The organism is Streptomyces sp. NBC_01428 (assembly GCF_036231965.1).
Lineage (GTDB): Bacteria > Actinomycetota > Actinomycetes > Streptomycetales > Streptomycetaceae > Streptomyces.
This window is the reverse complement of sequence record NZ_CP109499.1, coordinates 8,050,170-8,075,621: the sequence shown is the minus strand read 5'-3', so window position 1 is coordinate 8,075,621 and position 25,452 is coordinate 8,050,170. Positions and strand designations below refer to the sequence as shown.

Below are 25,452 nucleotides of genomic sequence, written 5' to 3'. Positions count from 1 at the left end.
AGGGTTTTCTGACACTCAGTCAGATTTCTTCTGCCGCGGCCCTTCACAGTTCGGTCGGGCTTTGCTCTGATGACCGTCGGGCCGAGGCCCGCCCAGTGACGGACGGACGTACACGGTCAGGAGGAACGGTGGAGTACAACCTTGCCGACCTGTTCGAGTCGGTCGTCGACGTGGTCCCGGACCGCGAGGCGCTCGTGTACGTCGACCATCCCGGCACGGGCGCGGAACGGCGCCTGACGTACGCCGAGCTGGACGCGGCGGCGAACCGTCTCGCGCACCATCTGATCGACAGCGGTATCCGCCCCGGGGAACACCTCGGCCTCCACCTCTACAACGGCGTCGAATACCTCCAGACCGTCCTGGCCTGCCTGAAGGCGAGGGTGGTGCCGGTCAACGTCAACTACCGCTACGTGGAGGAGGAGCTGGCCTACCTGTACCAGGACGCGGATCTCGTGGCGCTGGTCTTCGACGCGGAGTTCACCGACCGGGTGGCGGCGGCGCGGCCGCGTGCCGCGCGGCTGCGGCACCTCGTCCGGGTGGGCGCTCCCGCCGGGGGGCCCGACGGGGCGAGCACGCCGGACGTGGTGGAGTTCGCCGCCGCGGCGGCGGCCGGATCATCGGAGCGCGGCTTCCCCGCCCGGTCGGCGGACGACCAGTTCATCATCTACACCGGCGGCACGACGGGCATGCCGAAGGGGGTGATGTGGCGGCAGGAGGACCTGTTCTTCGCGGGGCTCGGCGGAGGCGCGCCGACCGGCGAGCCGGTCGCCCGGCCGGAGGAACTCGCCGAGCGTGTGGCGGCGGGCGGCGCGGGCATCACGTTCTTCCCCACTCCCCCGCTGATGCACGGCACGTCGACGCTCACGGCGTTCATCGCCTTCAACTTCGGCCAACGCGTGGTGATCCACCGCAAGTTCGCGCCCGAGGAGGTCCTGCGCACCATCGAGCGGGAGAAGGTCACCAGTGTGTCCCTGGTCGGCGACGCGATGCTGCGCCCGCTGATCGACGCGCTGAGCGGTCCTCTGAAGGGCACGGACTGCTCCTCCCTGTTCAGCGTGTCCTCGTCCGGGGCGATCATGTCGGACACGGTGCGCGAGCAGTTCCAGTCCCTCGTGCCGAACGTGATGCTGCTCAACAACTTCGGGTCGTCCGAGTCGGGTTTCAACGGCACCGCGACACCGGACTCCGGCCCGGAGCGCGGCTTCCGGATCCGCGTCAACTCCCGTACGCAGGTGGTCGACCCGGCGACGTACGAGCCTGTCGCGGTGGGCGAGCCGGGCCGGGTCGCCCAGCGCGGCCATGTGCCGCTCGGCTACTACAACGACCCCGGCAAGACCGCCGAGACCTTCTTCCGGCGGGGCGAGGAACGGTGGGTGCTGCTCGGTGACATGGCCACCGTCGACGAGGAGGGCATCGTCACCGTGCTCGGCCGCGGCTCGCAGTGCATCAACACCGGGGGCGAGAAGGTGTATCCCGAAGAGGTCGAGCAGGCCCTCAAGTCGCATCCGGACGTGTACGACGCCCTGGTCGCCGGAGTGCCCGACCCTCGGTGGGGCAACCACGTGGCGGCGGTCGTGCAGCTGCGCACGGGCGCGCCGCTCCCCTCGCTCGACGACATCCAGGCCCACTGCCGTGGCCACCTCGCGGGCTACAAGATCCCGCGCCAGCTCGTGATCGCCGACTCGATCCAGCGCTCCCCCAGCGGCAAGGCGGACTACCGCTGGGCCCGGTCGGTCGCCGCCGACGCGGCCCACTGACCGGACCCCCGGAGACCTGGCGAACTCTTTGCCCGGCACGGACGCCGCAGGTTGAACGGTGGGTGAAGATCAGCCGTACGGATGATGGCACCCCTGCCCTGCCCCGGGGCGTGGTCGGTCGTGTCATCACGGGGCCCGTACGGAAGGACCATCGGCGTGTCGCACACCACGCGCTCCAGTCGACTCCCGGAGCAACCCCGGCCGGACCAGGACGCGGGCCCCGGCCCGGAGTCCGGCGGGGCGGGCGGAACACCCGCGGGCGCTGCCCCGGACACCCCCGCCGACACGGACACGCCTCCGACCGACCCGGACGTACCGGACGTCGACGCCTCCGAGGACGCCGCGGCGGACTCCGTATCCGACGGTCCCGCGCGCCCGGGCGATGACGAGGACAGGGCCCCGGACCAGGAGGGCGCACCCGGTCAGGACGCGGATGCCGTCGAGAGCCCGGACGCCACACCGCGGCCGGACCACGGCGGGGACACCGAGACGGACACGGAGCCGAAGAACCGGGAACCGTCCGCCACCCCGGAGGCAGAGGCCGCCGCCCCGGAAGAGGCTGTCACTCCACAGGAGACTGTCACTCCAGAGGGGGCCGTCACTCCAGAAGAGGCCGTCGCTCCGGAGGAGGCCGGTGCCGTCGCCGGACCGCCCGCGCCGCCCGCACGAAGCGGCCGGGGTGGCTGGCGGGTGTCCCACCCCCGCGTGGCGCGAGGGGTGACCGTCGGGACGACCGTTCTCGCCGGCGTCCTCGTGCTCTTCGCCCTCGTCGTGCCGAACCGGCTCGACCGCCTCAGTGTCGCCGCCTTCCTGCGGATCCCTGCGGAAGGGGTGCTCCTCGCGGCGCTGCTGCTGGCACTCCCGCCGAGGCCGCGGCGGATCGTGTCCTACGTCGTGGGCGCCCTGCTCGGTCTGCTGACCGTCCTCAAGCTCGTGGACATGGGCTTCTACTCCGTCCTGGTCCGGCCGTTCGACCTGGTGCTGGACTGGAGCCTGTTCGGCAACGCGGCGGACTGGGTGCGGGAGTCGTTCGGCCGGACCGGCGAGGTGGTGGCGCTGATCGCGGTCGTCGCGCTCGTCGTCGCGCTGCTCGTGCTGATGACCCTCGCCGTCGCCCGGCTCACCGACGTCATGGTCCGCAACCGGCCCGTCGCCGGCCGAACGGTCCTCGTCCTCGGTACCGCCTGGATCACCTGCGTGACGCTCGGCGTGCAGTTCACCGGCGTCCCCGTCGCCTCGCAGATCGACGCGAGGATCGTCCAGAACCGGGTGCGTCAGGTGCAGGCGGGCCTGCACGACGGCGAGGTCTTCGAACGGCAGGCCTCGGTCGACGCGTTCGCCGACACCCCGCCCGACCAGTTGCTGACCGGACTGCGCGGCAAGGACGTCCTGTTCACGTTCATCGAGAGCTACGGCCGGACGGCGATCGACGACCCGGCGATGTCCCGGCAGATCGACACCGCCCTCACCCAGGGGAACGACCGGCTGAAGTCGGCCGGGTTCTCCTCGCGCAGCGGCTGGCTGCGCTCTCCCGTCACGGGCGCCGGCAGCTGGCTGGCCCACTCCACCTTCCTGTCCGGTCTGTGGATCAAGAACCAGCAGCGGTACCGGAGTCTGACCACCAGCGACCGCTCCACCCTCACCAGCTACTTCCGCAAGACGGGCGCCTGGCGCACCGTCGGCATCGTGCCGGGTGTCCGACGGGCGTGGCCCGAGGGCAGGTTCTTCGGCCTCGACCACATCTACGACTCCGAGCACCTCGGCTACAAGGGCCCGTACTTCAGCTGGACGCCCGTGCCCGACCAGTTCAGCCTGGAGGCTTTCGAGCGGCTGGAGCACGGCAAGAAGGACCGCGGGCCGATGATGGCGGAGATCATCCTGGCCTCGAGTCACAACCCCTGGGCGCCCGTCGCCCACATGATCGACTGGAACGACCTCGGCGACGGGTCGGTGTTCGAGAAGGTCAAGAAGGAGGGCAAGGACCCCAAGGAGGTCTGGAAGAACCCGGAGAGCGTTCGCACGGAGTACCGGCGGGCCATCGAGTACTCGCTGCACAGCCTCACCGAGTACGTCGAGAAGTACGGCGACAAGAACACCGTGCTCGTGTTCCTCGGCGACCACCAGCCCGTCCCGACGGTCACCGCGGGCAGCACCAGCCGCGACGTCCCCGTGACGATCGTCGCGCACGACCCGAAGGTGCTGGACCGGGTCTCCGACTGGGGCTGGACGGACGGCCTGAAGCCGGCCGACAACGCGCCGGAGTGGCGCATGGACACGTTCCGGGACCGCTTCCTCACGGCGTTCGGCCCGCACCCGGAGGGCTCCGCCGCCACGGCGTCGAAGCCCTGACCCCCTTGACCGCGCCGGTGGCCGTCCCCCGCCCCGGCGCGGTCCTGCGCGTGTGCGCCGAGGTCAGCGCCAGTCCGGTGTGCCCGCGGCGGGTGACCGGAGGGTCTCGATGGCGGCCCGCGTCTCCCGCATGACGGCGACGACGCGGGCCTCGTGCTCCGCGGTGAGCCGGGCCACCGGGACCGAGCAGCTGATGGCGTCGGCGGCCGGTGTGTCGTAGCGCAGGGCGAAACCGAAGCCCACGATGCCGGTCACCGTCTCCTCGCGGTCGACGGAGTAGCCGCGCTCCCGCACGCCGGCCAGATCGGCGAGCAGGTCGGCGCGGAGTGTGTGGGTGCCGGCCGTGAGGGCGGCCAGCGGCTCGGCGGGCAGGGGCAGGTCACCGTCGGGGCGCTCGGCGAGCAGGGCCTTGCCGAGCGCGGTGGCGTGCGCCGGGACGCGGCGGCCGACGCGGTTGATGGTGCGCGCGTACTCGTGCGATTCCCGGGTGGCGAGGTAGACGACGTCGCCACCGTCGAGCCGGCCGAGGTGGAGGGTCTCGCCGAGTGCCTCGGAGGCCTCGTCGAGGTGGGGGCGGGCCGCGCGGACCCGGCGGTCGCTGTCCAGGTAGCTGGTGCCCGTGAGCAGGGCACGGATGCCGATGCCGTACAGCGAGCCGGTGGTGTCGGAGCGCACCCAGCCGCAGTCGACGAGGGTCTGCAGCAGTTGGTACATGCTGCTGCGCGGCACGTCGAGCGCCCCGGCCAGTTCGTCGAGACGCGCCGGCCGGTCGCCGCGGTCGGCGAGCAGTTCCAGCAGCGCGACGGTGCGGGCCGCCGACTTCACTCCGCGCACTCCTGGGCTCTCCGGCATGGCGCCCATCGTAAATCCGTGCCGCCTCCCATATTGACCGGAGCGATTCACGAACCTAATCTCTGTTCTCATACATAGACGTCATCTGCATACGGGGATGAGCATCATGGCAGGGTTCGACGCGCGGACGGAGCACGTGGTCCAGCGGCTGCGGGAGGGCATGGCGCACGGCGTGCTGTCGTTCCCGCTCACCAGCTTCACCGGCGACGGCGATCTGGACCCGGAGTCCTACCGGGCTTATCTGGCACGCCAGTTGGCCACCGGACCCGGCGCCGTGTTCCCCGCCTGCGGGACCGGCGAGTTCAGCGCGCTGGACGAGGACGAGTACCGCTCGGTGGTCACCGACACGGTCGCGGTCGCGGACGGCCGGCTGCCGGTGGTCGCCGGCGTCGGATACGGCTGGGCGCAGGCGCTGCGGTTCGCCCGGATCGCCGAGGAGGCCGGCGCGGACGCCCTGCTGGTGCTGCCGCACTATCTCGTCGAGGCGCCCGAGGAGGGGCTGGTCGAGCAGCTGCGCCGGATCGCCGCGGGCACCCGACTGCCCCTGATCGCGTACCAGCGCGGGCCGGTCGCCTTCACCCCCGGGGGTCTGCGCGCCATCGCGGAGATCCCCACTGTCGTCGGGCTCAAGGACGGGCACAGCGACCTCGACCGGCTCCAGCGCCTCACCCTCGCCGCGCCCGACGGATTCCTCTTCTTCAACGGGGCGGCCACCGCCGAGATCCAGGCCCGCGCCTACGCCACCGTCGGCGTCCCCGCCTACTCGTCGGCCGTGCACGCCTTCGCCCCCGAGATCGCCGACGCCTGCTTCGCCGCCCTGCGCGCGGGCGACGACGCGACGGTGAACAAACTGCTGCGCGACTTCTACGTCCCGTTCGTCGCCCTGCGCGACCGGGTGCCCGGGTACGCGGTCTCGCTGGTCAAGGCCGCGGCCCGGCTGCGCGGTCTGCCGGTCGGCCCGGTGCGCGCACCCCTCACCGACCCGGGACCGGCGGACCTCGCCGAACTGGAGCACGTCCTCGACACCGGCCTGGCGCTCGTGGGAGCGGTACGCCGGGCCGCCTGACGCGTCGCACCGCCCGGTCGGCGCCCTCGTGGTCGAGTGGGCCTCGACGCCCTCCCCCGGGGTCGCCGGTCGCGGTCCCCCTCGTACACAAGGACTTTGATGAGCAGTCAGCAGCCGACCGTCACCGAGTTCTCCGTCTATCCCGTCGCGGGGCGGGACTGCATGGAGCTGAACCTCTCGGGTGCCCACGGGCCCTATTTCACCCGCAACGTGGTCGTGCTCAAGGACTCCGAGGGGCGGACCGGACTCGGCGAGGTGCCCGGCGGGGAGCGGATCACCCGGACGCTCCGCGACGCCGAGCCCCTCGTGCTCGGTGCGAAGGTGGGCGACTTCCAGCGGGTGCTGCGTGCCATCGGGGACCGGTTCGGCGACCGGGACGCCGGCGGGCGCGGTGCCCAGACCTTCGACCTGCGGACGACGGTGCACGCCGTCACCGCCGTCGAGTCGGCGCTGCTCGACCTGCTCGGCCAGCATCTCGACGTGCCGGTGGCCGCCCTGCTCGGCGACGGCCAACAACGCTCTTCCGTCAGGGTGCTGGGCTATCTCTTCTACGTCGGGGATGCCGATCGCACGGACCTGGAGTACGTGCGGGAGCCCGACGCGGACGTGGACTGGTACCGCCTGCGGCACGAGGAGGCGCTCACCCCGGAGGCCGTCGTCCGGCAGGCAGAGGCGGCCCACGAGCTGTACGGCTTCCGCGACTTCAAGCTCAAGGGCGGCGTCCTGGAGGGTGGGGAGGAGGTCCGGGCCGTCCGCGCGCTCAAGGACCGCTTCCCCGAGGCCCGGATCACGCTCGACCCGAACGGCGCCTGGTCGCTGCGCGAGGCGGTCGAGCTGTGCGCGCCCCTCGTCGGCACGCTCGCCTACGCGGAGGACCCCTGCGGCGCCGAGGACGGCTATTCCGGCCGGGAGGTCCTGGCCGAGTTCCGCCGGGCCACGGGGCTGCCCACGGCGACCAACATGATCGCCACGGACTGGCGGCAGCTGACCCACGCCCTGGCCCTCCAGTCGGTCTCCATCCCGCTGGCCGACCCGCACTTCTGGACGATGCGGGGCTCGGTGCGCGTCGCCCAGCTGTGCAACGCGATGGGGCTGACCTGGGGCTGCCACTCCAACAACCACTTCGACATCTCACTCGCCATGGTCACCCACTGCGGCGCCGCCGCCCCCGGCCCGTACAACGCCCTCGACACGCACTGGATCTGGCAGGAGGGCCTGGAGCGGCTCACGGTCGCGCCGCCGCGGATCGTCGACGGCGAGATCGCGGTGCCCGACGCCCCCGGGCTGGGCCTCCGGCTCGACATGGACCGGCTGCTGGCGGCGCACGAGCTGTACCGGACGAAGGCGCTCGGGGCGCGTGACGACGCCGTCGGCATGCGTCATCTCGTCCCCGGCTGGGAGTTCGACCCGAAACGCCCCTGCCTGGTGCGTTGAGGGCCTCCTCACCACCCCGCTCCGGGAAAAACCGCCGACGGACCCCTTGCACGGACGCGGCTCCACCTGAATTACTGATCCGGAACAGCACGACCGAATGATCGGTCGTCCGGAATGGCATGGTTGGTGAGGGAGAAGTGGCGATGACGGACTCCACGGATCCGAAGGGCCTGCTCGACGCGGGCGAGCGGCTCGACGCGGAGGGACTGCGCTCGCTCCAGCTGGAGCGGCTGCGCGCGTCACTGCGGCACGCGTACGAGAACGTGCCCTTCTACCGGGAGTCGTTCGACAAGGCGGGCCTGCGCCCCGACGACTGCCGCTCGCTGGCCGACCTGTCCCGCTTCCCCTTCACGGTCAAGGCGGACCTGCGCGCGAACTACCCGTACGGGATGTTCGCCGTGCCGCAGGACCGCATCCGTCGGCTGCACGCGTCGAGCGGGACGACCGGTCGGCCCACCGTCGTGGGGTACACGGAGAACGACCTGTCCATGTGGTCGGACATGGTGGCGCGTTCGATCCGCGCGGCGGGCGGGCGTCCCGGCGACATCGTCCATGTCGCCTACGGGTACGGCCTGTTCACCGGCGGACTCGGCGCGCACTACGGCGCCGAACGCCTCGGCTGCACGGTGATCCCCGCGTCCGGCGGCATGACGGCACGTCAGGTCCAGCTGATCCAGGACCTGAAGCCCCGGATCATCATGGTGACGCCGTCGTACATGCTGACCCTCCTCGACGAGTTCGAACGGCAGGGCGTGGACCCGCGGAGCACCTCGCTGCGGGTCGGGATCTTCGGGGCCGAGCCGTGGACCGAGGAGATGCGGCGCGAGATCGAGGAGCGGTTCGCGATCGACGCGGTGGACATCTACGGCCTCTCCGAGGTGATCGGTCCCGGCGTCGCCCAGGAGTGCGTGGAGACCAAGGACGGTCTGCACGTCTGGGAGGACCACTTCTACCCGGAGGTCGTCGACCCGATCACCGGAGAGCTGCTCCCCGACGGCGCGGAGGGCGAGCTGGTGTTCACCTCGCTGACCAAGGAGGCCATGCCGGTGATCCGTTACCGGACGCGGGACCTGACCCGGCTGCTGCCGGGCACGGCCCGGGTCTTCCGCCGGATGGAGAAGATCACCGGCCGCAGCGACGACATGGTGATCCTGCGCGGGGTCAATCTGTTCCCGACGCAGATCGAGGAGATCGTGCTGCGGACACCGGGGGTCGCCCCGCACTTCCAGCTCCGGCTGACCCGCGAGGGCCGCATGGACGCGCTGACCGTGCGCGCGGAGGCCCGCTCCGGCGCGACCCCCGAACAGCGCGAGGCCGCCGCCCGGACGATCGGCAGGGCCATCAAGGACGGCATCGGCGTCTCCGCGGACGTGGAGATCGTCGAACCGGAGTCGCTGGAACGGTCGGTGGGCAAGCTGAAGCGGATCGTCGACCTGCGCCGGCGTCCGTGAGAGGGCTCGGCGCTCCGGCGGACCGCTGATCGCCCGCCGCTCCCCGCCGGAGACGAAGCCCGCTCGCGGGTCCGATGGGCCCCTGATCCTGCCGGTACGGCTACGGAGCAGGGAAGACGAGGCGCAGACCGTGCGCCTTCGCGGCCCGGCGGAGGGCCGGGAGCAGGTTCGCGCGCAGGGTGCGGACCTCGGCGGCGTGGTCGGCGAGGAAGCGGGCACGCAGCCGCAGGCGGGCCGGTTCGCGGACGGCCTCGACGGGGCGCATGCAGTCCGCGTAGGCGCTGCCGAGGGCGCGTTCGACGGAGGGCAGCCGGTCGGCGGGGGTGGTCTGTTGCCGCGCGTCGGCGAGGGCGAAGAAACCGTTCTCGTCGCGGACCCGGATCCCGCGTCGGGCGAGGCAGCCCGGCAGGGTGCGCAGGGCGCGCAGCACGGCGGGGTCGTGGCGCAGGGGGACGAGGGTGCCGAACCACTGGCCCTGGAGGGCGGCGTAGGTGTCGCGCAGCGCGGTGGCGGCCGCCGTCCCCTCGGTCACGCAGCGGCGCACGACGGCGGTGTCGCCGGCATCACCGGCGCCGCCCCTCTTCCCCCTCCCGGCTCCGCTCCCCTTCTCCTTCCCGTCGTCGCTCCCCCGTCCGATGAGACGCTCGCTCCCCTTCCCGGACCGCGCCCCGGTGTCGGTCCGCACGGGGCCGGGCGTGACGACGGGCACCGCGGCGCTCCCGCTCATTCCGTGCCGGGTGACGAAGTCCAGGTCGGGGAGTTCGTAGTACCGGATGAACGTGACCGGATCCTGCGTCGGGGGCTCGGTCCCGTGATCGTGGGCGCACGACGCCGCGACGGCGCGGGCCTCCTGCCGGACGAAGACGTCGAGGCCCTGGGTCCAGCGGGTCTCGGCGCCGGTGGCGGGCAGCACCATGCGGACCGGGTCGTCCGGCAGTGCGGCGCTGAGACGGGCGGCGGACACCGGTGCGGGCGGGGTGGGGTCCGCGGTCGGGGCGGGGTCCGCCGCACAGGCCGCGGTGACCAGGGCGGCGATGGCTGCGAAGGTGACGCGCAGCGTGGCCGGGCGCCGGAGGGGGCTCGGGATCTGCCACCGCGCCCCGGTACGGGGCCGGTCCCGGTGTCGGGCCGGGAACCGGTGCTGGTCGGCCGGGTGGACCATCCGCATCACTCCCCCATCTCTCTCCACTCGCCCCTCCCCCTGGTCCGCCCCGGGCGGGGGTGCCATCGGCGTGAGCCGACGGCACCCCCGTGGCGCGTGGAACCGGGCGGCGGACGATCGGCCCCCGGTCAGTGCGTGATCTTGACGGAGTCGCCGCCGTCGAGCTGGCTCGCCACCGTGAACGGTGTGTTGTCCGAGACGTCGGTGCACAGCCAGTACGTGGAGTCGTTGACGCTGTGACTGCCGTCGGAGGCCCAGACGTAGCCCTTGCTGCAGGTGTGCCAGACACCGCTGGAGTTGCGCAGCCGGCCGGCGTAGTAGTCCCCGTACGGGGAGGTCGAGTCGTCGGAGTAGGTGAGGTTGAGGTCGCCACAGCTGCTCGTGGCCGACTTGTTGCGGACGGTTCCGACGCCCTGGTTGGCCCCGGTGGTGAGCGTCGAGGTCACGCAGGCCTGCGGAGCGGCGGAGGCCGCGGGAGCGAACGTCAGACAGGTCGCTGCGGAGACGAGTGCGAACGCGCCGGCGGCGATGGCTCTGGTCATGCTTCCCCTTTTCGGTCTTCCGGTCTTCGGCCGAGCCCACACACGCGTGGACGGGACCGCGGTTCCGGACGGGCGGTGGCGCCGCGTCCGGGGTGCACGCCGCAGACGCTCGCAGAGCGGGCCCCTGCGGACCACGGCGTTCGACCGTCCTCGAAAGTGCCCGGCCAGGCGGCGGACTCCCTTGCTCCAGCGGTGCCCGAGCGAACGGTGGGTCCGGTGGGGCCGCCGGGACACGCTGCGCCTGCCGCGGACGCTGTCATGACCGAAAGTCGACGCTTGTGGCCGACGAGCCTCCCGGTGCCGCCGTTGTCCGGCGGAGCACCGCCGCACCCAGCGGCGTGAGCGTGTGGAGCACGATGTTGTGCCACCGCCGACTGGTGATCAGACCCGCGTCGCGCAGCACGGTGGTGTGGTGCGTGGCGGTGGAGGGCGAGACCCCGAGGAAACGTGCCAGTTCCGAGGTGGTGGCGCCGACGGCCAGGGACCGCAGGGCGGCGGCCCGGGTCCCGCCCAGCAGCGCGGCGAGCGGGGCGTCCGCGGGCGGGGCGGCGGCGGGTGGCCGGGAGTCGGCGAGGGGGTAGACGAGCACCGGAGGCAGGGCGCCGTCGGCCATCGAGATCGGTAACTGCCAGCAGAAGTAGGACGGGACGAGGCGCAGTCCGCGACCGTCGAGATACAGGTCGCGGTCCTCCACGTAGTCGACGTGCAGCACCGGGGAGTGCCAGCGCATGACCGGCGACAGCCCGGCGAGCAGCCCGTCGATGCCCGAGTCGAGGGTCCGCCGTGCCCACAGGGCGCGCTCCCCGGCGATCGCGGCGCAGACGCGGTCGTGGTGAGGTGCGATGACCGCTTCGTGGTACGCGCGCATGGCCCTGACGAGCTCTTCACGGGTGCCGCGCTCCACCAGCCGGGGAGCCCACGGCGGGGCCGCGCCCAGCCGGTCGAGTCTGCTCACCTCCCGGGCGACGCGGGCGGGCGGCGTGTCGACGATCGCGGCAAGTCCCCTGTCCAGCCCGTCGACCGCCTCGTACGGGGTGAGGCAGTCGGGGAAGTACGACGCGCGGGGCAGGACCGGGATGAGAAGGCGCCGGACCGCCGCGCCGAGTCCGGTGCCCGCGAGGGTGTCCCGGGTGGTGCGGTACCAGTCCGCGTACGCCCAGCGTCCGCGGGTGGTCTGGAGGCGGTGCAGGCTGCAGGCGATCTCCCAGAGCGGGTCGGGTGTGCCCGCCACCCGGAGGCGGGTGAAGTCCTCGTGCGTGAAGTGGATGCGCAGCACGGAATCCGCCCCCGATTCGACTGTGGTCCGGCTCGGGGGCGACATGGGCGTCATCCGCCGGAGGGATCGGAACCTGCCGTCCACCCGGATCCCCCTCGGAAGCCCCGATGCCCCCTGCGACCCATCCGACGGCGAGAGGGTTGTACGGACTTCCGTGCCCCTAACTCCCTTGCACCGTATGCCACTTACCGCCGACGAGGAGGTCGGGGCCCACCGCCGGGGAGGCTCGCACGACCGGGGCGGCGGCTCGCAGCTCTCTCACCAGGGCGCGCACGACGGCGGATGCGGCCAGTTCGGTGGTGGTGACGTAGCCGATCCGGCGTGTCGGACGCCGCGGGCCCAGATCGGTGATCGCGACGGAGTCCGGTGCTCCGACCAGGGAGAGCGCGGGCATGATCGCCATACCGTGCCCCCCGCTCACCAGGGAGAGCACCGCACCGTCGTCCTCGGCCTCGACGGTCGCCTTCGGGATCCAGTCCTGCGCGGCCCACCAGTCGCGGGTTCCCGAGCCGCAGTTCTCGGCCCAGTCGACCAGCGGCAGGGCGCGCGGGGACCGGTGGCCCGTCGCGTGCACGAGGGCATACGGCTCTTCGAGGAGTTCCCTGGTGACCAGGCCCGGTGGAAGCGGGACGGAGCCGCCCAGTGTGGCGATGGCCAAGTCGGCCTTCCCGTCGACGACTTCGCCCGCGGTGCCGCGCCCCAGCTCGCGGACGATCCGCACCCGTGGCTCGATCCCGGGGTGTCGGGCGCGCAGTCTCCCGAGGACGTCCGGCAGGAGGTGGAGTGCCGCGCTGCGGAACGCCGCGATCCGCAGTTCCCCCCGCGCGGTGTCGGGCCGGGCCGCGTCGCGTGCCTCGGCGGTCAGGACGTCCAGCAGGCGCAGGACGCGGCGGGCGTGGGCGACGGCCCGCTCGCCGGCGGGGGTGGGGCGGGCTCCGGCGCGGCCGCGTTCGAAGAGGACGGCACCGATCTTGCGTTCGCTGCCACGCACCGAGTGGGAGACGGCGGACTGGGTCGTGCCGAGTGTGCCGGCGGCGGCCGAGAAGGCGCCGGTGTCCGCGACCGCCACCAGGACGCGCAGTTCCTGCGGGAGGAGATCGGAGTCGGTCGTGCGGGCCACGGGGCGCTCACCTCATGTATGAGAACTGCTCATGGATCGGTGCGTCGCATGAGGCCAACGGGCTGCCCGCGAGGGGCATTCCCGCCCTACGGTCCGGGCATGAACGAGACCGCGCTCACCGTGCACCAGACCGCCCGCCCCCACGGCTTTCCCACCGCCGGGCACTTCGCCTTCGTCGCGTCCCCGTTTCCGGCCCCCGCGGCCGGCAGCGCGCTCGTGGAGAACCTCTACTGGTCCGTCGACCCGTACCACCGCGAGATGATGGACGACGTGCCCGGCGGCTTCGCGCTCGGCGTACCGCTGGAGGGCCGCTCCATCGGACGGGTGATCGCCTCGCGCACTCCCCTGCTGACCGAGGGCGAGATCGTGTTCCACCGGCGGGGCTGGCGCACCCACGCGGTCGTCACCCCCGAGGAGGTCCGACGGCTGCCCCGCTTCGACGGGGTCCCGCCGACCGCGTACCTGAGCGTCCTCGGCGGCACCGGCCTGACCGCCTACGTGGGCCTGACCCGGATCGCGCGGCTGCGGGAAGGAGAGGACCTGTTCGTGTCGGCCGCCGCGGGCGGGGTCGGCACGGCGAGCGGACGGTTCGCCCGGCTGCTGGGCGCCGGACGGCTCGTGGGCAGCGCGGGCTCGGCCGCGAAGGCCGCCCACCTGATGAAGGAGGTGGGCTTCGACGCGGCCTTCGACTATCACGACGGGCCCGCGGCCGTCCTGCTCGGCGAGGCCGCGGCGGACGGCATCGACGTGTTCGTCGACAACGTCGGCGGCGAGCAACTGGCCGCTGCCGTGGGCGTGCTGCGCACGTTCGGGCGCGTCGTCCGCGTCGGCACGATCAGCCAGTACAACACCCCCGACGCGCCGCCCCCGCGCTTCGACTACGCGGACATCGTGGAGAAGAGCATCCGCATGGAGGGCTTCCTGGTCAGCAACCACCTGGATCTGCAGGAGGAGTTGTACGCGTTCGCGGTGCCGCATCTGCAGAGCGGCCGACTCGTTCCGGACGAGACGGTCGTCGACGGGTTCGAGCACATCGTGGAGGCGTTCCTGGGCATGCTGCGCGGGGAGAACACCGGCAAGATCATCGTGCGGGACCGCACGCAGGTCCCGTCCCCGAACTGACCCCCCGGCTCGCGGTGCCGTGGATCCCCGGTGCCGGGTCAGGACCCCCAGCGGTCGCGCAGTTCGCGCTTGAGGATCTTCCCGCTGGCGTTGCGGGGCAGTTCGTCCACGAAGAGGACCCGCTTGGGCGCCTTGAAGTGAGGGAGCTTCTCCCGCGCGTGGGCGACGAGTTCGGCCTCGGAGACGTCGCCGCGCCGCACGACGACCGCGGTGACGGCCTCGATCCAGCGCTCGTCGGGGAGCCCGATCACCGCGACCTCGGCGACCTGCTCGTGGGTGTAGAGGGCGTCCTCGACCTGGCGTGAGGCGACCAGTACGCCACCGGAGTTGATGACGTCCTTCACCCGGTCCACGACGGTGAAGTAGCCGTCGGCGTCCCGCACGGCGAGGTCGCCCGAGTGGAACCAGCCGTCACGGAACGCGTCCGCCGTCTCCTCGGGCTTGTCCCAGTAGCCGTCGCACAACTGCGGTGAACGGTAGACGACTTCACCGGGTGTCCCGTCCGGTACGTCCTTGCCGTCCTCGTCGACCACCCGTGCGTCCACGAAGAGGACCGGACGTCCGCAGGAATCCATGCGGCCCTTGTGCTCGTCGGGGGCGAGGACGGTGGCGAGGGGGCCGATCTCGCTCTGCCCGAAGCAGTTGTAGAAGGCGAGCTTCGGCAGCCGCTCGCGCAGCCGCTCCAGGACGGGCACCGGCATGATCGAGGCGCCGTAGTACGCCTTGCGCAGTCCGCTCAGGTCGCGGTCGGCGAAGTCGGGGCGGTTGGACAGGCCGATCCACACGGTGGGCGGGGCGAACAGGCTGTCGGCGCGGCCCGCCTCGATCAGGTCGAAGAGCTGCCCGGGGTCCGGCGCGTCGAGGATGGTGTTCGTCGCGCCGATCGCGAGGTACGGCAGCAGGAACACGTGCATCTGCGCCGAGTGGTACAGCGGCAGCGCGTGGACGGGGAGGTCCCCGGCGCTCAGGTCGAGGGCGGTGATCGCGCTCAGGTACTCGTGGACGAGGGCCCGGTGCGTCATCATCGCGCCCTTGGGCAGCGCGGTGGTGCCCGAGGTGTAGAGCAGCTGCACGAGCGTGTCCCCGCGCGGCTCGTCCCCGTCGTACGGCGGGGCGGTGTCCAGGCGGGCGAGGAGCGAGTCGTCGGCGTCGCGCAGCGGCAGGGTCCGTACGCCGTCGGGCAGTCGCCCGGCGAGGTCGGGGTCGGTCAGCACAAGGGCGCTGCCCGACTGCCCGACGATGTAGGCGAGGTCGTCGCCGGTCAGGTTCTGGTTCACCGGCACGTGCACGAGGCCGGCGCGGGCGCAGGCGAGGAAACCGATGAGGTAGGCGTCCGAGTTGTGCCCGTAGGCGCCGACCCGGTCGCCGGGGGCCAGCCCCTCGCCGAGCAGCACGGTCGCCGCGCGGGAGACGGCCTCGTCGAGTTCCGCGTACGTCCAGGAGCGCTCGCGGTAGTCGACCGCGCGTCGCGCCGGAGTCCGCCGGGCACTGCGCCGCAGCACCCCGTCCACCGTACTGCCGTGTCCAGGCGTCATGACACGTGATCCTCGATCCACACAACGGGGAGGTCAAGTACCGGAACGCCCCGGCGGGGGCCGGCCGCGGCGCGCGACCGTCCCGCTCTCCTCACAACGCCCGTGTCCTGCCCTCCCAGTACGGCTCCCGCAGGCGTCGTTTGTAGAGCTTTCCGTTGGGGTCGCGGGGCATCGTTTCGACGAAGTCGACGCTCTTGGGGCGTTTGTAGCCGGCGAGGAGGGTCGCGCAGTGGGTGAGGACGGCCTCGGCGAGGGCGGGGCCGGGTTCGTGGCCGGGGGCGGGTTCGATCACGGCCTTGACCTCCTCGCCCCACTCGTCGTGCGGGATGCCGAAGGCCGCGGCGTCGGCCACCGCGGGGTGGGCGAGCAGGGCGGACTCGATCTCGGCCGGGTAGATGTTCACGCCGCCCGAGATGATCATGTCGATCTTGCGGTCGCGCAGGAAGAGATAGCCGTCCTCGTCGAGGTAGCCCAGGTCCCCCACGGTGAAGAAGTCACCGATCCGGTTCTTCCGCGTCTTGCCCTCGTCCTTGTGGTAGGAGAACCCGCCGGTGCTCATCTTCAGGTAGACGGTGCCGAGTTCACCGGGCGGCAGCCGGTTCCCGTCGTCGTCGAAGACGGCGAGCTCGCTGATGGGCCACGCCTTGCCGACGGTGCCGGGCTTCTTCAGCCAGTCCTCGGCCGTCGCGAAGGCGCCGCCGCCCTCGCTGGCCGCGTAGTACTCCTCCACGCTCCGGCCCCACCATTCGATCATGGCGCGCTTCACATGGTCGGGGCAGGGGGCCGCCCCGTGGATGGCGTGCCGCATCGAGGAGACGTCGTAACGTGCCCGGGCCTCCTCGGGGAGGGCCAGCAGCCGGTGGAACTGGGTCGGCACCATATGGGTGTGGGTGCACCGGTGTACGTCGATGACCCGCAGCATCTCCTCCGGCGTCCACTTGTCCATCAGGACCAGCCGGTGTCCGATGTGCAGGGACGCGCCCGCGAACTGGAGCACCGCGGTGTGGTACAGCGGCGAACAGACGAGGTGCACGTTGTCGTCGAAGGGGCGGATGCCGAAGATCGCCAGGAAGCCGCCGAGGTAGGACTCCTCGGGGAGCTTGCCGGGCAGCGGGCGCCGGATGCCGCGCGGGCGGCCGGTGGTCCCGGAGGTGTAGTTCATGACCCAGCCGAGCGTGCGGTCGTCCGGTGCCGACTCCGGCTGCCCGTCGAGGAGTTCGGCGTAGGGGCGGAAGCCGTCGATCGCGCCGACGGCGTAGCGCCGGTCACCGGGCAGCTTCGCCTCGTCGGCCGCGTGCCGGGCCGCGTCGGCGAACCGTTCGTGGGCGATGAGGACCTTGGCGCCGGAGTCGGAGACGATCCAGGCGATCTCCGGGCCGACGAGGTGGTGGTTGACGGGCACGAGGTAGAGGCCGCCCTGCGAGGCGGCGAGGTAGGCGACGAAGAACTCGACGCCGTTCGGGAGGACGACCGCGAACGCGTCGCCGCGAGTGAGACCCGCGGCGCGCAGTCCGTGGACGAGCCGGTTGGAGGCGGCGTGCAGGCGTCCCGCGGTCCACTCCTCGCCGGTGGGGGTGACGAGGACGACGCGGTCGGGGTCGGCCGCGGCCTGGGCCCAGAAACCGTTGGGGGCGGTGCTCATGCGTGGTCCTCCCTGCCGGCGATGCGGTTGATGCGGTCCACGGCGCGCTCGAAGCCGCGGGTCAGGTCGTCGAAGACCTCCTGGACGGCGCGTTCGCTGTTCATGCGGCCGACGATCTGCCCGACCGGTGTGCCGAGCAGCGGCTCCACCTCGTACTTCTGGATGCGCGAGACCGCGTCGGCGACCAGGAGTCCCTGGAGCGGCATGGGCAGCGTGCCGGGGCCGTTCGGGTCGTCCCAGGCGTCGGTCCATTCGGTGCGCAGCTGGCGCGCCGGCTTTCCGGTCAGGGCCCGCGAGCGCACGGTGTCCCCGGATCCGGCAGCGAGGAGCTTGCGGGTGACGCCGGGCGCGTGCAGGTCGGCCTCGGTGACGGTCAGCCAGATCGAGCCGAGCCAGACACCCTGGGCACCGAGACTGAGCGCGGCGGCCACCTGTTGTCCGCTGCCGATGCCGCCGGCGGCGAGGACGGGCAACGGGTCGACGGCGTCGACGACTTCGGGCGTGAGCACCATCGAGGCGATCTCCCCGGTGTGCCCGCCCGCCTCGTAGCCCTGCGCGACGACGATGTCGATGCCGGCCTCGGCGTGCTTGCGGGCGTGCCGGGCGCTGCCGGCGAGGGCCGCGACGAGGACTCCCTGGGCGTGCGCCCGCTCGATGACGTCGGCGGGCGGTGAGCCGAGCGCGTTGGCCAGCAGTCTGATGGGGTGCTCGAAGGCGACGTCGAGCTGGCCCCGGGCGACCTCTTCCATCCACCCGGTGATGCGCCAGCCGGACACCTCGCCTTCGGCGAGTTCGGGCACGCCGTACTTGGCGAGGGTGTCCTTGACGTACTGGCGGTGTCCCTCGGGGATCATCGCCTCGACCTCGGCCTCGCTGACCCCCTCGACCTTCTTCGCGGGCATGACGACGTCGAGTCCGTAGGGCCTGCCGTCGATGTGCGCCTCGATCCAGTCGAGGTCGCGTTCGAGTTCGTCCGGGGCGGTGTAGCGGACCGCGCCGAGCACGCCGAGTCCGCCGGCGCGGCTGATGGCCGCGGCGACGGCGGGGAACGGCGTGAAGCCGAAGATGGCGTGCTCGATTCCCAGTCTCTTGCTCAGCTCCGTCTGCATGGCCGCAGGATGCCGCAGACCTCCGGCCGAAGGAAGAGTTTTTCTGATGCCCCGTCAGATTTTCGGACCTGGACGCTCCCGTCGCGGCGGGGTTGACACACCGGCACCTGACGGGAAACTTTCACTCGGCACGGCAGATCCAGAAAGATACTTTCAGGCGGCCCGAGCGGGAGGATCCCCGATGACCGAAGGCGCGAAGAACGGACCGGCACAGGCACGCTACAGAACCGGCGGCGGACTGACACGTCGTCAATGGGGCGCGGGTGTCCTGGCGGTGGGCGGTGCGCTGGCTCTCGGCCCGTTCCCGGCGGGGCCCGCGGCGGCCGCGACGGCTGACGGCAGACGGACCCTGCGGCACGGCACCCCGGAACAGGCCGGCCTGCTCGCCGGCCCCCTGCGCCAACTGGTCACGGACGCCGAGGCGTTCCTCGGACCCTCGCCCCGGCACCCGTGGTTCGCCGGTGCCGTCCTGCTCGCCGGGCGCGGCTCCACCGTGGCCCTGCACCAGCCGATCGGCAAGGCCGTGCGGTACGCGGGCTACGACGAGAGCACCGACTCCGGCGTGGAGTTCCCCGCCGACGAGCAGATCGCGGCGACCCGCGACACGGTCTACGACCTCGCGTCGGTCTCCAAGCTCTTCACGTCGATCCTCGCCGTGCAGCAGATCGAACGGGGCACCCTGGAGCTGGAGGCCACCGTCGCCTCGTACCTCCCGCAGTTCGCGGGCGGCGGCAAGCAGGACGTGACGATTCGTCAACTCCTGACGCACACCTCGGGGTTCCGCTCCTGGATCCCCCTCTACAACGCGCCGACCCGGGAGGGGAAGCTCCAGCTCGTCTGGGACGAGGCGCTCCTCAACCCGCCCGGCACGGCCTACCTCTACTCCGACCTGAACCTCATCTCGCTCCAGCTGGTCCTGGAGAAGCTGACCGGCCGGACTCTCGACGTCCTCCTGCGCGACGAGATCACCGGCCCGCTCGGCATGGACCGCACGCGCTACAACCCGCCCGCCTCCTGGAAGCCCCGGATCGCGGCCACCGAGGACGCCCGGCTGCCCTGGTCGGGACTGGACCGCGGGCTGGTGTGGGGCGAGGTCCACGACGAGAACGCGTACTCCCTCGGCGGAGTCGCCGGTCACGCCGGTGTCTTCTCCTGCGCCTGGGACCTGGCGGTCCTCGGCCGGACCCTGCTCAACGGAGGCGCCTACGGCAGGGCCCGCATCCTGCGCCCGGAGACGGTGGACCTGATGTTCACCGACTTCAACACCGCCTTCCCGGGCGACGAACACGGCCTGGGCTTCGAGCTCTACCAGCACTGGTACATGGGCGCGATGGCGACGCCGCGCACGGCGGGCCACACCGGCTTCACGGGAACCTCGATCGTGCTCGACCCGACGACCGACTCGTTCCTGATCGTGCTCGGCAACTCCGTCCACCCCGTGCGCACCTGGCGGTCCGGCTCCGCTCCCCGGGTCGCCGCCGGCACCGACATGGCGCGTGCCGTCGCGGTGCGTCCCGCGTCCGGCCGTACGTCCTGGTTCGCCGGGACCGCGAGCGCCACGACGGCGACCCTGACGCTGCCCCCGCTCGACACCACCGGCGGTCCCGCCCGCCTCGGCTGCGCCCTGTGGTGGGACACGGAGCCCGGCTCCGACCCGCTCGTCCTCGAGGCGTCCACCGACGGCGGCGTGAGCTGGAGGCCCGTCCCGTTCACGACCCGGCACGGCTCCGAGGACCCGCGGGAGCATCCGGCGGGCACGGCCACCGGCTGGTCGGGGCGGGTGTGGCACCGGCTCGGCGCGGAGCTGCCGGCCGACCCCGCGCTCGCCCTGCGCTGGCGGTACACGACGGACACGCTGTACGTCGGCCGGGGCGTCTACGTCGACGCCCTGCGGGTGGTCTCGGGCAGGCGCGTCGTCTTCGACGAGAGCCGCCCCGCCGACGCCGCGCGCATCACACCGGCGGGCTGGGTGGCCTCCCGGGACTGACACGTGCTCCACCGGTCGACGCCGGTTCCGCCCCCGCCCGGCCTGCGGGAGGGCGGAGGACGGAACCGGCCGGCCGCCGGCTAACCGGCCGCGCCCAGGGCCTCCAGCACGGCCTTCGCGGCGTTGTGGCCCGGCACCCCGCTCACCCCGCCGCCCCGCACCGCGCCCGCCCCGCACAGCATCACGTTGGCGTGCCGCGTCTCGACGCCCCAACGGCCGGTGCCCTCCTGCGCGTACGGGAAGGCGAGGTCACGGTGGAAGATGTTGCCGCCCGGCAGGCGCAGGTCGCGCTCCAGGTCCAGCGGCGTCTTCGCCTCGATGCACGGCCTGCCGTCCGCGTCGGTGGCCAGACAGTCCGCGAGCGGCTCGGCGAGGTGCGTCTCCAGCTGTGCCAGCGTCGACTTCAGCAGCTCGTCCCGTACGCCGTCGTTGTCGCGCTCGAAGAGCCGGGCCGGCGTGTGCAGTCCGAAGAGGGTGAGCGTCTGGTACCCCTGCTCGGCCAGGTCCCGGCCGAGGATGCTCGGGTCGGTGAGCGAGTGGCAGTAGATCTCCGAGGGCGGCGCGGCGGGCAGTTCGCCGGACGCGGCCTGCGCGTGCGCGGCGGCGAGCTGTTCGTACCCCTCGGCGATGTGGAAGGTCCCGGAGAACGCCTCGCGCGGGTCGACGGAGGTGTCTCGCAGCCGCGGCAGTCGCTTCAGCAGCATGTTCACCTTGAGCTGCGCGCCCTCGGCGGGGGCCGGCGGTTCGTCGCCGGTGAGCCGCGCGAGCTCCTGCGGCGAGGCGTTCACCAGGACGTGGCGGGCCGCGACGACGCCCTCTCCGTCGGCCGTGCGGTAGCCGATCTCGGCGGACCGGCCGTCGGTGTCGATGCGCAGCACCTCGTGCCCGGTGGCGATCACCGCGCCGGCGCCGCGGGCCGCGCCGGCGATCGCGTCGGTGAGCGCGCCCATGCCCCCGACGGGTACGTCCCAGGCGCCGGTCCCGCCGCCGATCACGTGGTAGAGGAAGCAGCGGTTCTGGCGCAGCGACGGATCGTGGGCGTCGGCGAAGGTGCCGATGAGCGCGTCGGTCAGGACGACGCCGCGGACGAGGTCGTCGGTGAAGTACTCCTCGACGGCGGCGCCGACGGGCTCCTCGAAGAGGATGCGCCAGGCCTCCTCGTCGTCGACGCGGGCCCGCAGCTCCTCCCGGGTCGGCAGGGGCTCGGTGAGGGTGGGGAACACGTTCCGGGCGACCCGTCCGGTCAGCGCGTAGAAGCGCTGCCACGCCTCGTACTCGCGGTTCGAACCGGTCAGTCGGGCGAAGGCCTCGCGGGTACGGCGCTCGCCCCCGCCGACGAGCAGTCCCGTGGGCCGTCCGTCCCGTTCGACGGGCGTGTACGAGGAGACCGTGCGGCCGCGGACGCGGAAGTCGAGGCCGAGGTCCCGCACGATCTTCCGGGGCAGCAGGCTCACCAGGTACGAGTAGCGCGAAAGACGCGCGTCGACTCCGGCGAACGGCCGGGTGGACACGGCGGCGCCGCCGGTGTTCCCCAGCCGCTCCAGCACCAGCACGGACTGTCCGGCCCGGGCCAGGTAGGCGGCGGCGACGAGTCCGTTGTGGCCCCCGCCGACGATCACGGTGTCGTATCCCTCGTGTGCAGGCATGGTTCTTCGTAGCACGTGATGATCTACGTCGGCCAGGGGTACGCGGCAGGCGGCGGGCGGCCGGTCGAGCGGGCAGGGGCGCCCCTGGGGTGCGCTCCCGCAGGTCCGGACCGGGTCCGGGCCCGGAGGCGTGGAGGGCACGCCCCGGACACGACCGGACCGTCAGGAGAGGCCGCTGCGGTGTCCTGCGGCCGCCCGCTGCTGCCGCAGCACGGCCACGCGTCGGTACAGCTCCGCGGCCTCCTGGCGGTGGCCCAACTGCTCCAGGCAGTGCGCCTCGTCGTTGCGGCTGGCCAGGGTGTCGGGGTGGTCGGGGCCCAGCACCTGCTCGCGGGCGGTCGCGACGCGACGGTACTCGGTGAGGGCGTCGGCCCAGCGGCCGAGCCAGCCGAGGCCGACGGCGACCTCGCGGCGGCTGACGAGGGTGTCGGGGTGGTCCGCGCCGAGGACCCGCTCGCGCAGCGCGCACACGTCGCGGGACTCGGCGAGCGCCTCCTCCCAGCGGGCCATGCGGCCGAGGTTCACGCCGAGGCCGTGGCGGGCGCGCAGGGTCTCGGGGTGGTCGGGGCCGTGCGCACGGGTGCGGTCGTCGACGAGCGCTCTGTAGAGGTCGAGGGCCTGGGCGCTGCGGCCGAGCCGGCCGAGGCTGATACCGACCTCGTAGCGGGCGGCGAGGGTGTCCGGGTGGTCTGGGCCGAGCGCCCGGGAGCGGCTCTCCGCGACCTCCCGGTAGGTCTGCAGCGCCTCGGTCCAGCGTCCCAACTGGCCGAGTGCGTAGCCGACTTCGAAGCGGGTGACGAGCGTGTCGGGATGCGTCGCGCCGAGCACGCGGCCCCGGGCGGCGGCGACCTCGCCGGCCATGCGGTACGAGTCCTCCAGGCGTCCGAGCCGGCTGAGGTTGAAGGCGAGGTTGTGGCGGCAGCGCAGGGTGTCCGGATGGTCGGCGCCCATGACGCGTTCGCGGACGGCGAGCACCGACGTGTACGCCTGGTGGGCCTCGAAGTGGCGGCCCAACTGGCCCAGCACGTAAGCCATTTCCTGCCGGGCGGCGAGGGTGTCGGGATGATCGGCGCCGAGCACGCGCTCGCGGGACTGCGCGACCCGGGCGTACTCGCCGAGCGCCTCGGCGGGGCGGCCGGTGCGGCTGAGGGTGAAGCCGACCTCGTAGTGGCTGGTGAGCGTGTCGGGGTGGTCGGGCCCCAGGAGGTGCTCGCGTTCGGCGGCGACGGAGCGGTGGACCTCGCCCGCCTCGGCCCACCGGCCGCGCCGTCCGAGGCTCAGTCCGGAGTCGTGCCGCCCGGCGAGGGCGGTGAGCGACTCCTTCGACGGTGCGGGTCGTTCGGCGGCGGACCGCCGCGATGTCACGGTGGTCGAGGGGCGGGCGATCCACTCGCCGGTCAGTCCGGCCGAGGGGTCCGGCGGAGTGGTGCGCAGTCCCGCGCCGGTGGCCTTGTGGCCGGTCGTCATGCCCTCGGTCCAGGACGGCAGCCGTGACGCGTGCGAGGACTGCTCCTCGCCCGACGGGGTGGCGGAACGGAACGACCGCTGTGCCGAGGAGGACGGCCCGACGGCGGGGGTGACGACCGTCGGCACGTACCGGGGTGTGCCGCGCCCGGCGTCGATCCGGTGGGCGAGTTCCCGGGCGTCCCGCGGGCGCTGCCCGGGCTCCTTCGCGAGCAGGTCGAGGATGATCAGCTCCAGGTACTCCGGCAGTTCCGCGCGGTGGCGGCGGGGTGGCTCGGGCACGGTGTCGCGGTGGCCGACCAGGATGGACCAGGCGTCCTCCAGGTCGAACGGCGGTGCCCCGGTGGCTATTTCGTAGAGCACGCAGCCGAACGAGTAGAGGTCGCTGCGCTCGTCGACCTCCGAACCGCTGATCTGCTCCGGTGACATGTAGTGCGGGGTGCCCATCGCGATGCCGGTGCCGGTGAGCCGTGAGGTGAACCCGATGTCGTGCCCGAGCCGGGCGATACCGAAGTCGCAGATCTTCACGGTGCCGTCGTTCAGCCGCATGATGTTCGCCGGCTTCAGATCCCGGTGCACGATGCCCTGCCGGTGGGTGTAGTCGAGCGCGGCGGTCACCTGTCCGGCGATGTCGATCACCTCGTCGACGGCGAGGGGGCGGTGCTCGTTCTCCTCCAGTGCCTGGCCGAGGTTGAGTCCCTCCAGCAGTTCCATCACCAGATACAGCAGGCCGTCGGCCTCACCGAAGTCGTGGACTACGGTCACCCCGCGGTGCTGGAGGGCGGCCGCCACCCGCGCCTCGCGCCGGAACCGCTCCCGCAGCACGCCGGTGAAGGCCTGGTCGTGGTGCGGGCCGAGCGGTTTGAGGCACTTGACGGCCACGTGGCGTCCCAGCGACTCGTCGCGCGCCCGCCACACCTCGCCCATGCCGCCGCGCCCGATGAGATCCAGCAGCCGGTACCGGCCCTGGATCAGCCTGCTCTCCGCCATCGCGTGTGATCGCCCCCGTCACTCACTGCTCGACCCCGGGCCCTCCCCCGGGCCCTCCCCCGGGCCCCGTCCAGTATGGCGAGCCGTCAGCCGACTTTGTACGCGGCAGGGCGGGAGCCGGGGCCGAGCCGTGACACGGCCGAGAGAATGTGCTTGGGCGGGAGTTGCCAGCGCAGCGTCGCGGGAACGAGGCGCAGTGTGGTGCCCGTGGTGCGCAGGCTCCTGGTGCCCGCGGCGGGCGGCGGGGCCGGCCGGCCGTACAGCGCGTGGGCGTACGGCGGCAGCGCGCCGTACGCGAGCCGCGCCACGCGCCGCCACAGCAGGGCGCGCGCCGGCACGAGCAGCGGGTGGACGGGGGGACGCGTGAGGAAGTCGTCCACGTCACGGGCCTCCGTGCCCGCGGCCAGTTCGGGGAGCGTCTTCTCGAAGTAGGCGGCCAGTTCTGCCTGGTCCGCCGGGACTCCTGCGGGGTCGAGCCCGACGAGGCGGGCTCCGACGCGGTTCTCCGCGACGTACCGGTCGGCCTGGGCGTCCGTGAGGCGGAATCCGGAGCGGCGCAGCACATGGAGGTAGGAGTCGATCTCGGCGCAGTGCACCCACAGCAGCAGCTCCGGCTCGTCGACCCGGTACGGCTCACCGGTCTCCGGGTCGGTGACGGTCAGCCTGCGATGGATCCCGCGCACCCGGGCGCCGGCCTTCTCCGCTGCGGCGGTCGTGCCGTACGTGGTCGTCCCGACGAAGTGGGCGGTGCGCATCAGGCGGCCCCAGGCGTCGCGCCGGAAGTCCGAATTCTGGAAGACGCCCCGTACGGCGCGGGGGTGCAGCGCCTGGAGGTAGAGCGCACGGATCCCGGCGACCCACATCATGGGGTCGCCGTGCAGCTGCCAGGTGACCGAGCCGGGTCCGAAGAGGCCGGGGTCGCCGCGTCCGTCGGGCTCCATCGGGTCA

Annotated in this window: 18 protein-coding genes; 7 read left to right on the top strand and 11 right to left on the bottom strand. The window is 72.6% G+C overall.

Annotated features, from left to right (window positions below; translation table 11 throughout):
* Nucleotides 1-128: 128 nt before the first annotated feature.
* Both OG406_RS35205 and OG406_RS35200 read left to right on the top strand, forming a co-directional pair.
* A complete protein-coding gene (locus OG406_RS35205; protein WP_329189722.1) occupies nt 129-1,757 on the top strand; it encodes an acyl-CoA synthetase in 1,629 nt (542 codons plus the stop codon).
* Between the two features lie 156 nt (nt 1,758-1,913).
* Nucleotides 1,914-4,106 (top strand): sulfatase, encoded by a 2,193-nt coding sequence (locus OG406_RS35200; protein WP_329189720.1) that lies wholly within the window; start codon nt 1,914-1,916, stop codon nt 4,104-4,106.
* Between the two features lie 63 nt (nt 4,107-4,169).
* Here OG406_RS35200 and OG406_RS35195 read toward each other — a convergent pair whose 3' ends face one another.
* Complete coding sequence (locus OG406_RS35195) at nt 4,170-4,958, bottom strand: IclR family transcriptional regulator (protein WP_329189718.1); 789 nt, start codon at nt 4,956-4,958, stop codon at nt 4,170-4,172.
* Nucleotides 4,959-5,064: 106 nt separating this feature from the next.
* Between OG406_RS35195 and OG406_RS35190 the strand changes: the two genes are divergently transcribed.
* From OG406_RS35190 to paaK, 3 genes are all read left to right on the top strand, one after another.
* Nucleotides 5,065-6,024 (top strand): 5-dehydro-4-deoxyglucarate dehydratase, encoded by a 960-nt coding sequence (locus OG406_RS35190; protein ID WP_329189717.1) that lies wholly within the window; start codon nt 5,065-5,067, stop codon nt 6,022-6,024.
* A gap of 99 nt (nt 6,025-6,123) precedes the next feature.
* Entirely contained in the window at nt 6,124-7,458 is a 1,335-nt protein-coding gene (locus OG406_RS35185; RefSeq protein ID WP_164373517.1) for an enolase C-terminal domain-like protein, read from the top strand.
* 143 nt (nt 7,459-7,601) lie between these two features.
* A complete protein-coding gene (gene paaK, locus OG406_RS35180) occupies nt 7,602-8,909 on the top strand; it encodes a phenylacetate--CoA ligase PaaK (protein WP_266610832.1) in 1,308 nt (435 codons plus the stop codon).
* A gap of 100 nt (nt 8,910-9,009) precedes the next feature.
* Here the strand turns inward: paaK and OG406_RS35175 are convergent, their stop codons facing one another.
* From OG406_RS35175 to OG406_RS35160, 4 genes are all read right to left on the bottom strand, one after another.
* Complete coding sequence (locus OG406_RS35175) at nt 9,010-10,098, bottom strand: hypothetical protein (RefSeq protein WP_329189713.1); 1,089 nt, start codon at nt 10,096-10,098, stop codon at nt 9,010-9,012.
* A gap of 101 nt (nt 10,099-10,199) precedes the next feature.
* Nucleotides 10,200-10,613: a hypothetical protein gene (locus OG406_RS35170; RefSeq protein ID WP_164373514.1), complete on the bottom strand. Its 414-nt coding sequence runs from the start codon at nt 10,611-10,613 to the stop codon at nt 10,200-10,202.
* A 256-nt stretch (nt 10,614-10,869) separates the two neighbouring features.
* The gene (locus tag OG406_RS35165; RefSeq protein WP_267052511.1) at nt 10,870-11,889 is read right to left on the bottom strand and encodes an ArsR/SmtB family transcription factor; all 1,020 of its coding nucleotides are present in this window, start codon (nt 11,887-11,889) and stop codon (nt 10,870-10,872) included.
* 160 nt (nt 11,890-12,049) lie between these two features.
* Entirely contained in the window at nt 12,050-13,009 is a 960-nt protein-coding gene (locus tag OG406_RS35160) for a LysR family transcriptional regulator (RefSeq protein WP_329189710.1), read from the bottom strand.
* A gap of 99 nt (nt 13,010-13,108) precedes the next feature.
* Here OG406_RS35160 and OG406_RS35155 point away from each other — a divergent pair, with 99 nt between their 5' ends.
* Nucleotides 13,109-14,131, top strand: coding sequence for an NADP-dependent oxidoreductase (locus OG406_RS35155; protein WP_329189708.1), 1,023 nt, complete (start codon nt 13,109-13,111; stop codon nt 14,129-14,131).
* 38 nt (nt 14,132-14,169) lie between these two features.
* Here OG406_RS35155 and OG406_RS35150 read toward each other — a convergent pair whose 3' ends face one another.
* From OG406_RS35150 to OG406_RS35140, 3 genes are all read right to left on the bottom strand, one after another.
* A complete protein-coding gene (locus OG406_RS35150; protein ID WP_164373505.1) occupies nt 14,170-15,666 on the bottom strand; it encodes an acyl-CoA synthetase in 1,497 nt (498 codons plus the stop codon).
* Nucleotides 15,667-15,757: 91 nt separating this feature from the next.
* Nucleotides 15,758-17,308, bottom strand: coding sequence for an acyl-CoA synthetase (locus OG406_RS35145; RefSeq protein ID WP_329189706.1), 1,551 nt, complete (start codon nt 17,306-17,308; stop codon nt 15,758-15,760).
* The gene (locus OG406_RS35140) at nt 17,305-18,417 is read right to left on the bottom strand and encodes an NAD(P)H-dependent flavin oxidoreductase (protein WP_266853457.1); all 1,113 of its coding nucleotides are present in this window, start codon (nt 18,415-18,417) and stop codon (nt 17,305-17,307) included. Before OG406_RS35140 ends, OG406_RS35145 begins: the two co-directional genes overlap by 4 nt.
* Before the next feature lie 181 nt (nt 18,418-18,598).
* On the opposite strand from OG406_RS35140, the gene OG406_RS35135 reads away from it, so the two are divergent.
* Nucleotides 18,599-20,404, top strand: coding sequence for a serine hydrolase (locus tag OG406_RS35135; RefSeq protein WP_329189703.1), 1,806 nt, complete (start codon nt 18,599-18,601; stop codon nt 20,402-20,404).
* Nucleotides 20,405-20,484: 80 nt separating this feature from the next.
* Here the strand turns inward: OG406_RS35135 and OG406_RS35130 are convergent, their stop codons facing one another.
* The 3 genes from OG406_RS35130 to OG406_RS35120 all read right to left on the bottom strand — a co-directional run bounded on the left by OG406_RS35130 (nt 20,485) and on the right by OG406_RS35120 (nt 25,445).
* Nucleotides 20,485-22,050, bottom strand: a complete 1,566-nt coding sequence (locus OG406_RS35130) for a phytoene desaturase family protein (protein WP_081222823.1) — start codon at nt 22,048-22,050, stop codon at nt 20,485-20,487.
* 162 nt (nt 22,051-22,212) lie between these two features.
* Nucleotides 22,213-24,504 (bottom strand): serine/threonine-protein kinase, encoded by a 2,292-nt coding sequence (locus tag OG406_RS35125; RefSeq protein ID WP_329189700.1) that lies wholly within the window; start codon nt 24,502-24,504, stop codon nt 22,213-22,215.
* A gap of 86 nt (nt 24,505-24,590) precedes the next feature.
* Nucleotides 24,591-25,445, bottom strand: a complete 855-nt coding sequence (locus OG406_RS35120) for an oxygenase MpaB family protein (RefSeq protein ID WP_329189698.1) — start codon at nt 25,443-25,445, stop codon at nt 24,591-24,593.
* Nucleotides 25,446-25,452 lie beyond the last annotated feature (7 nt).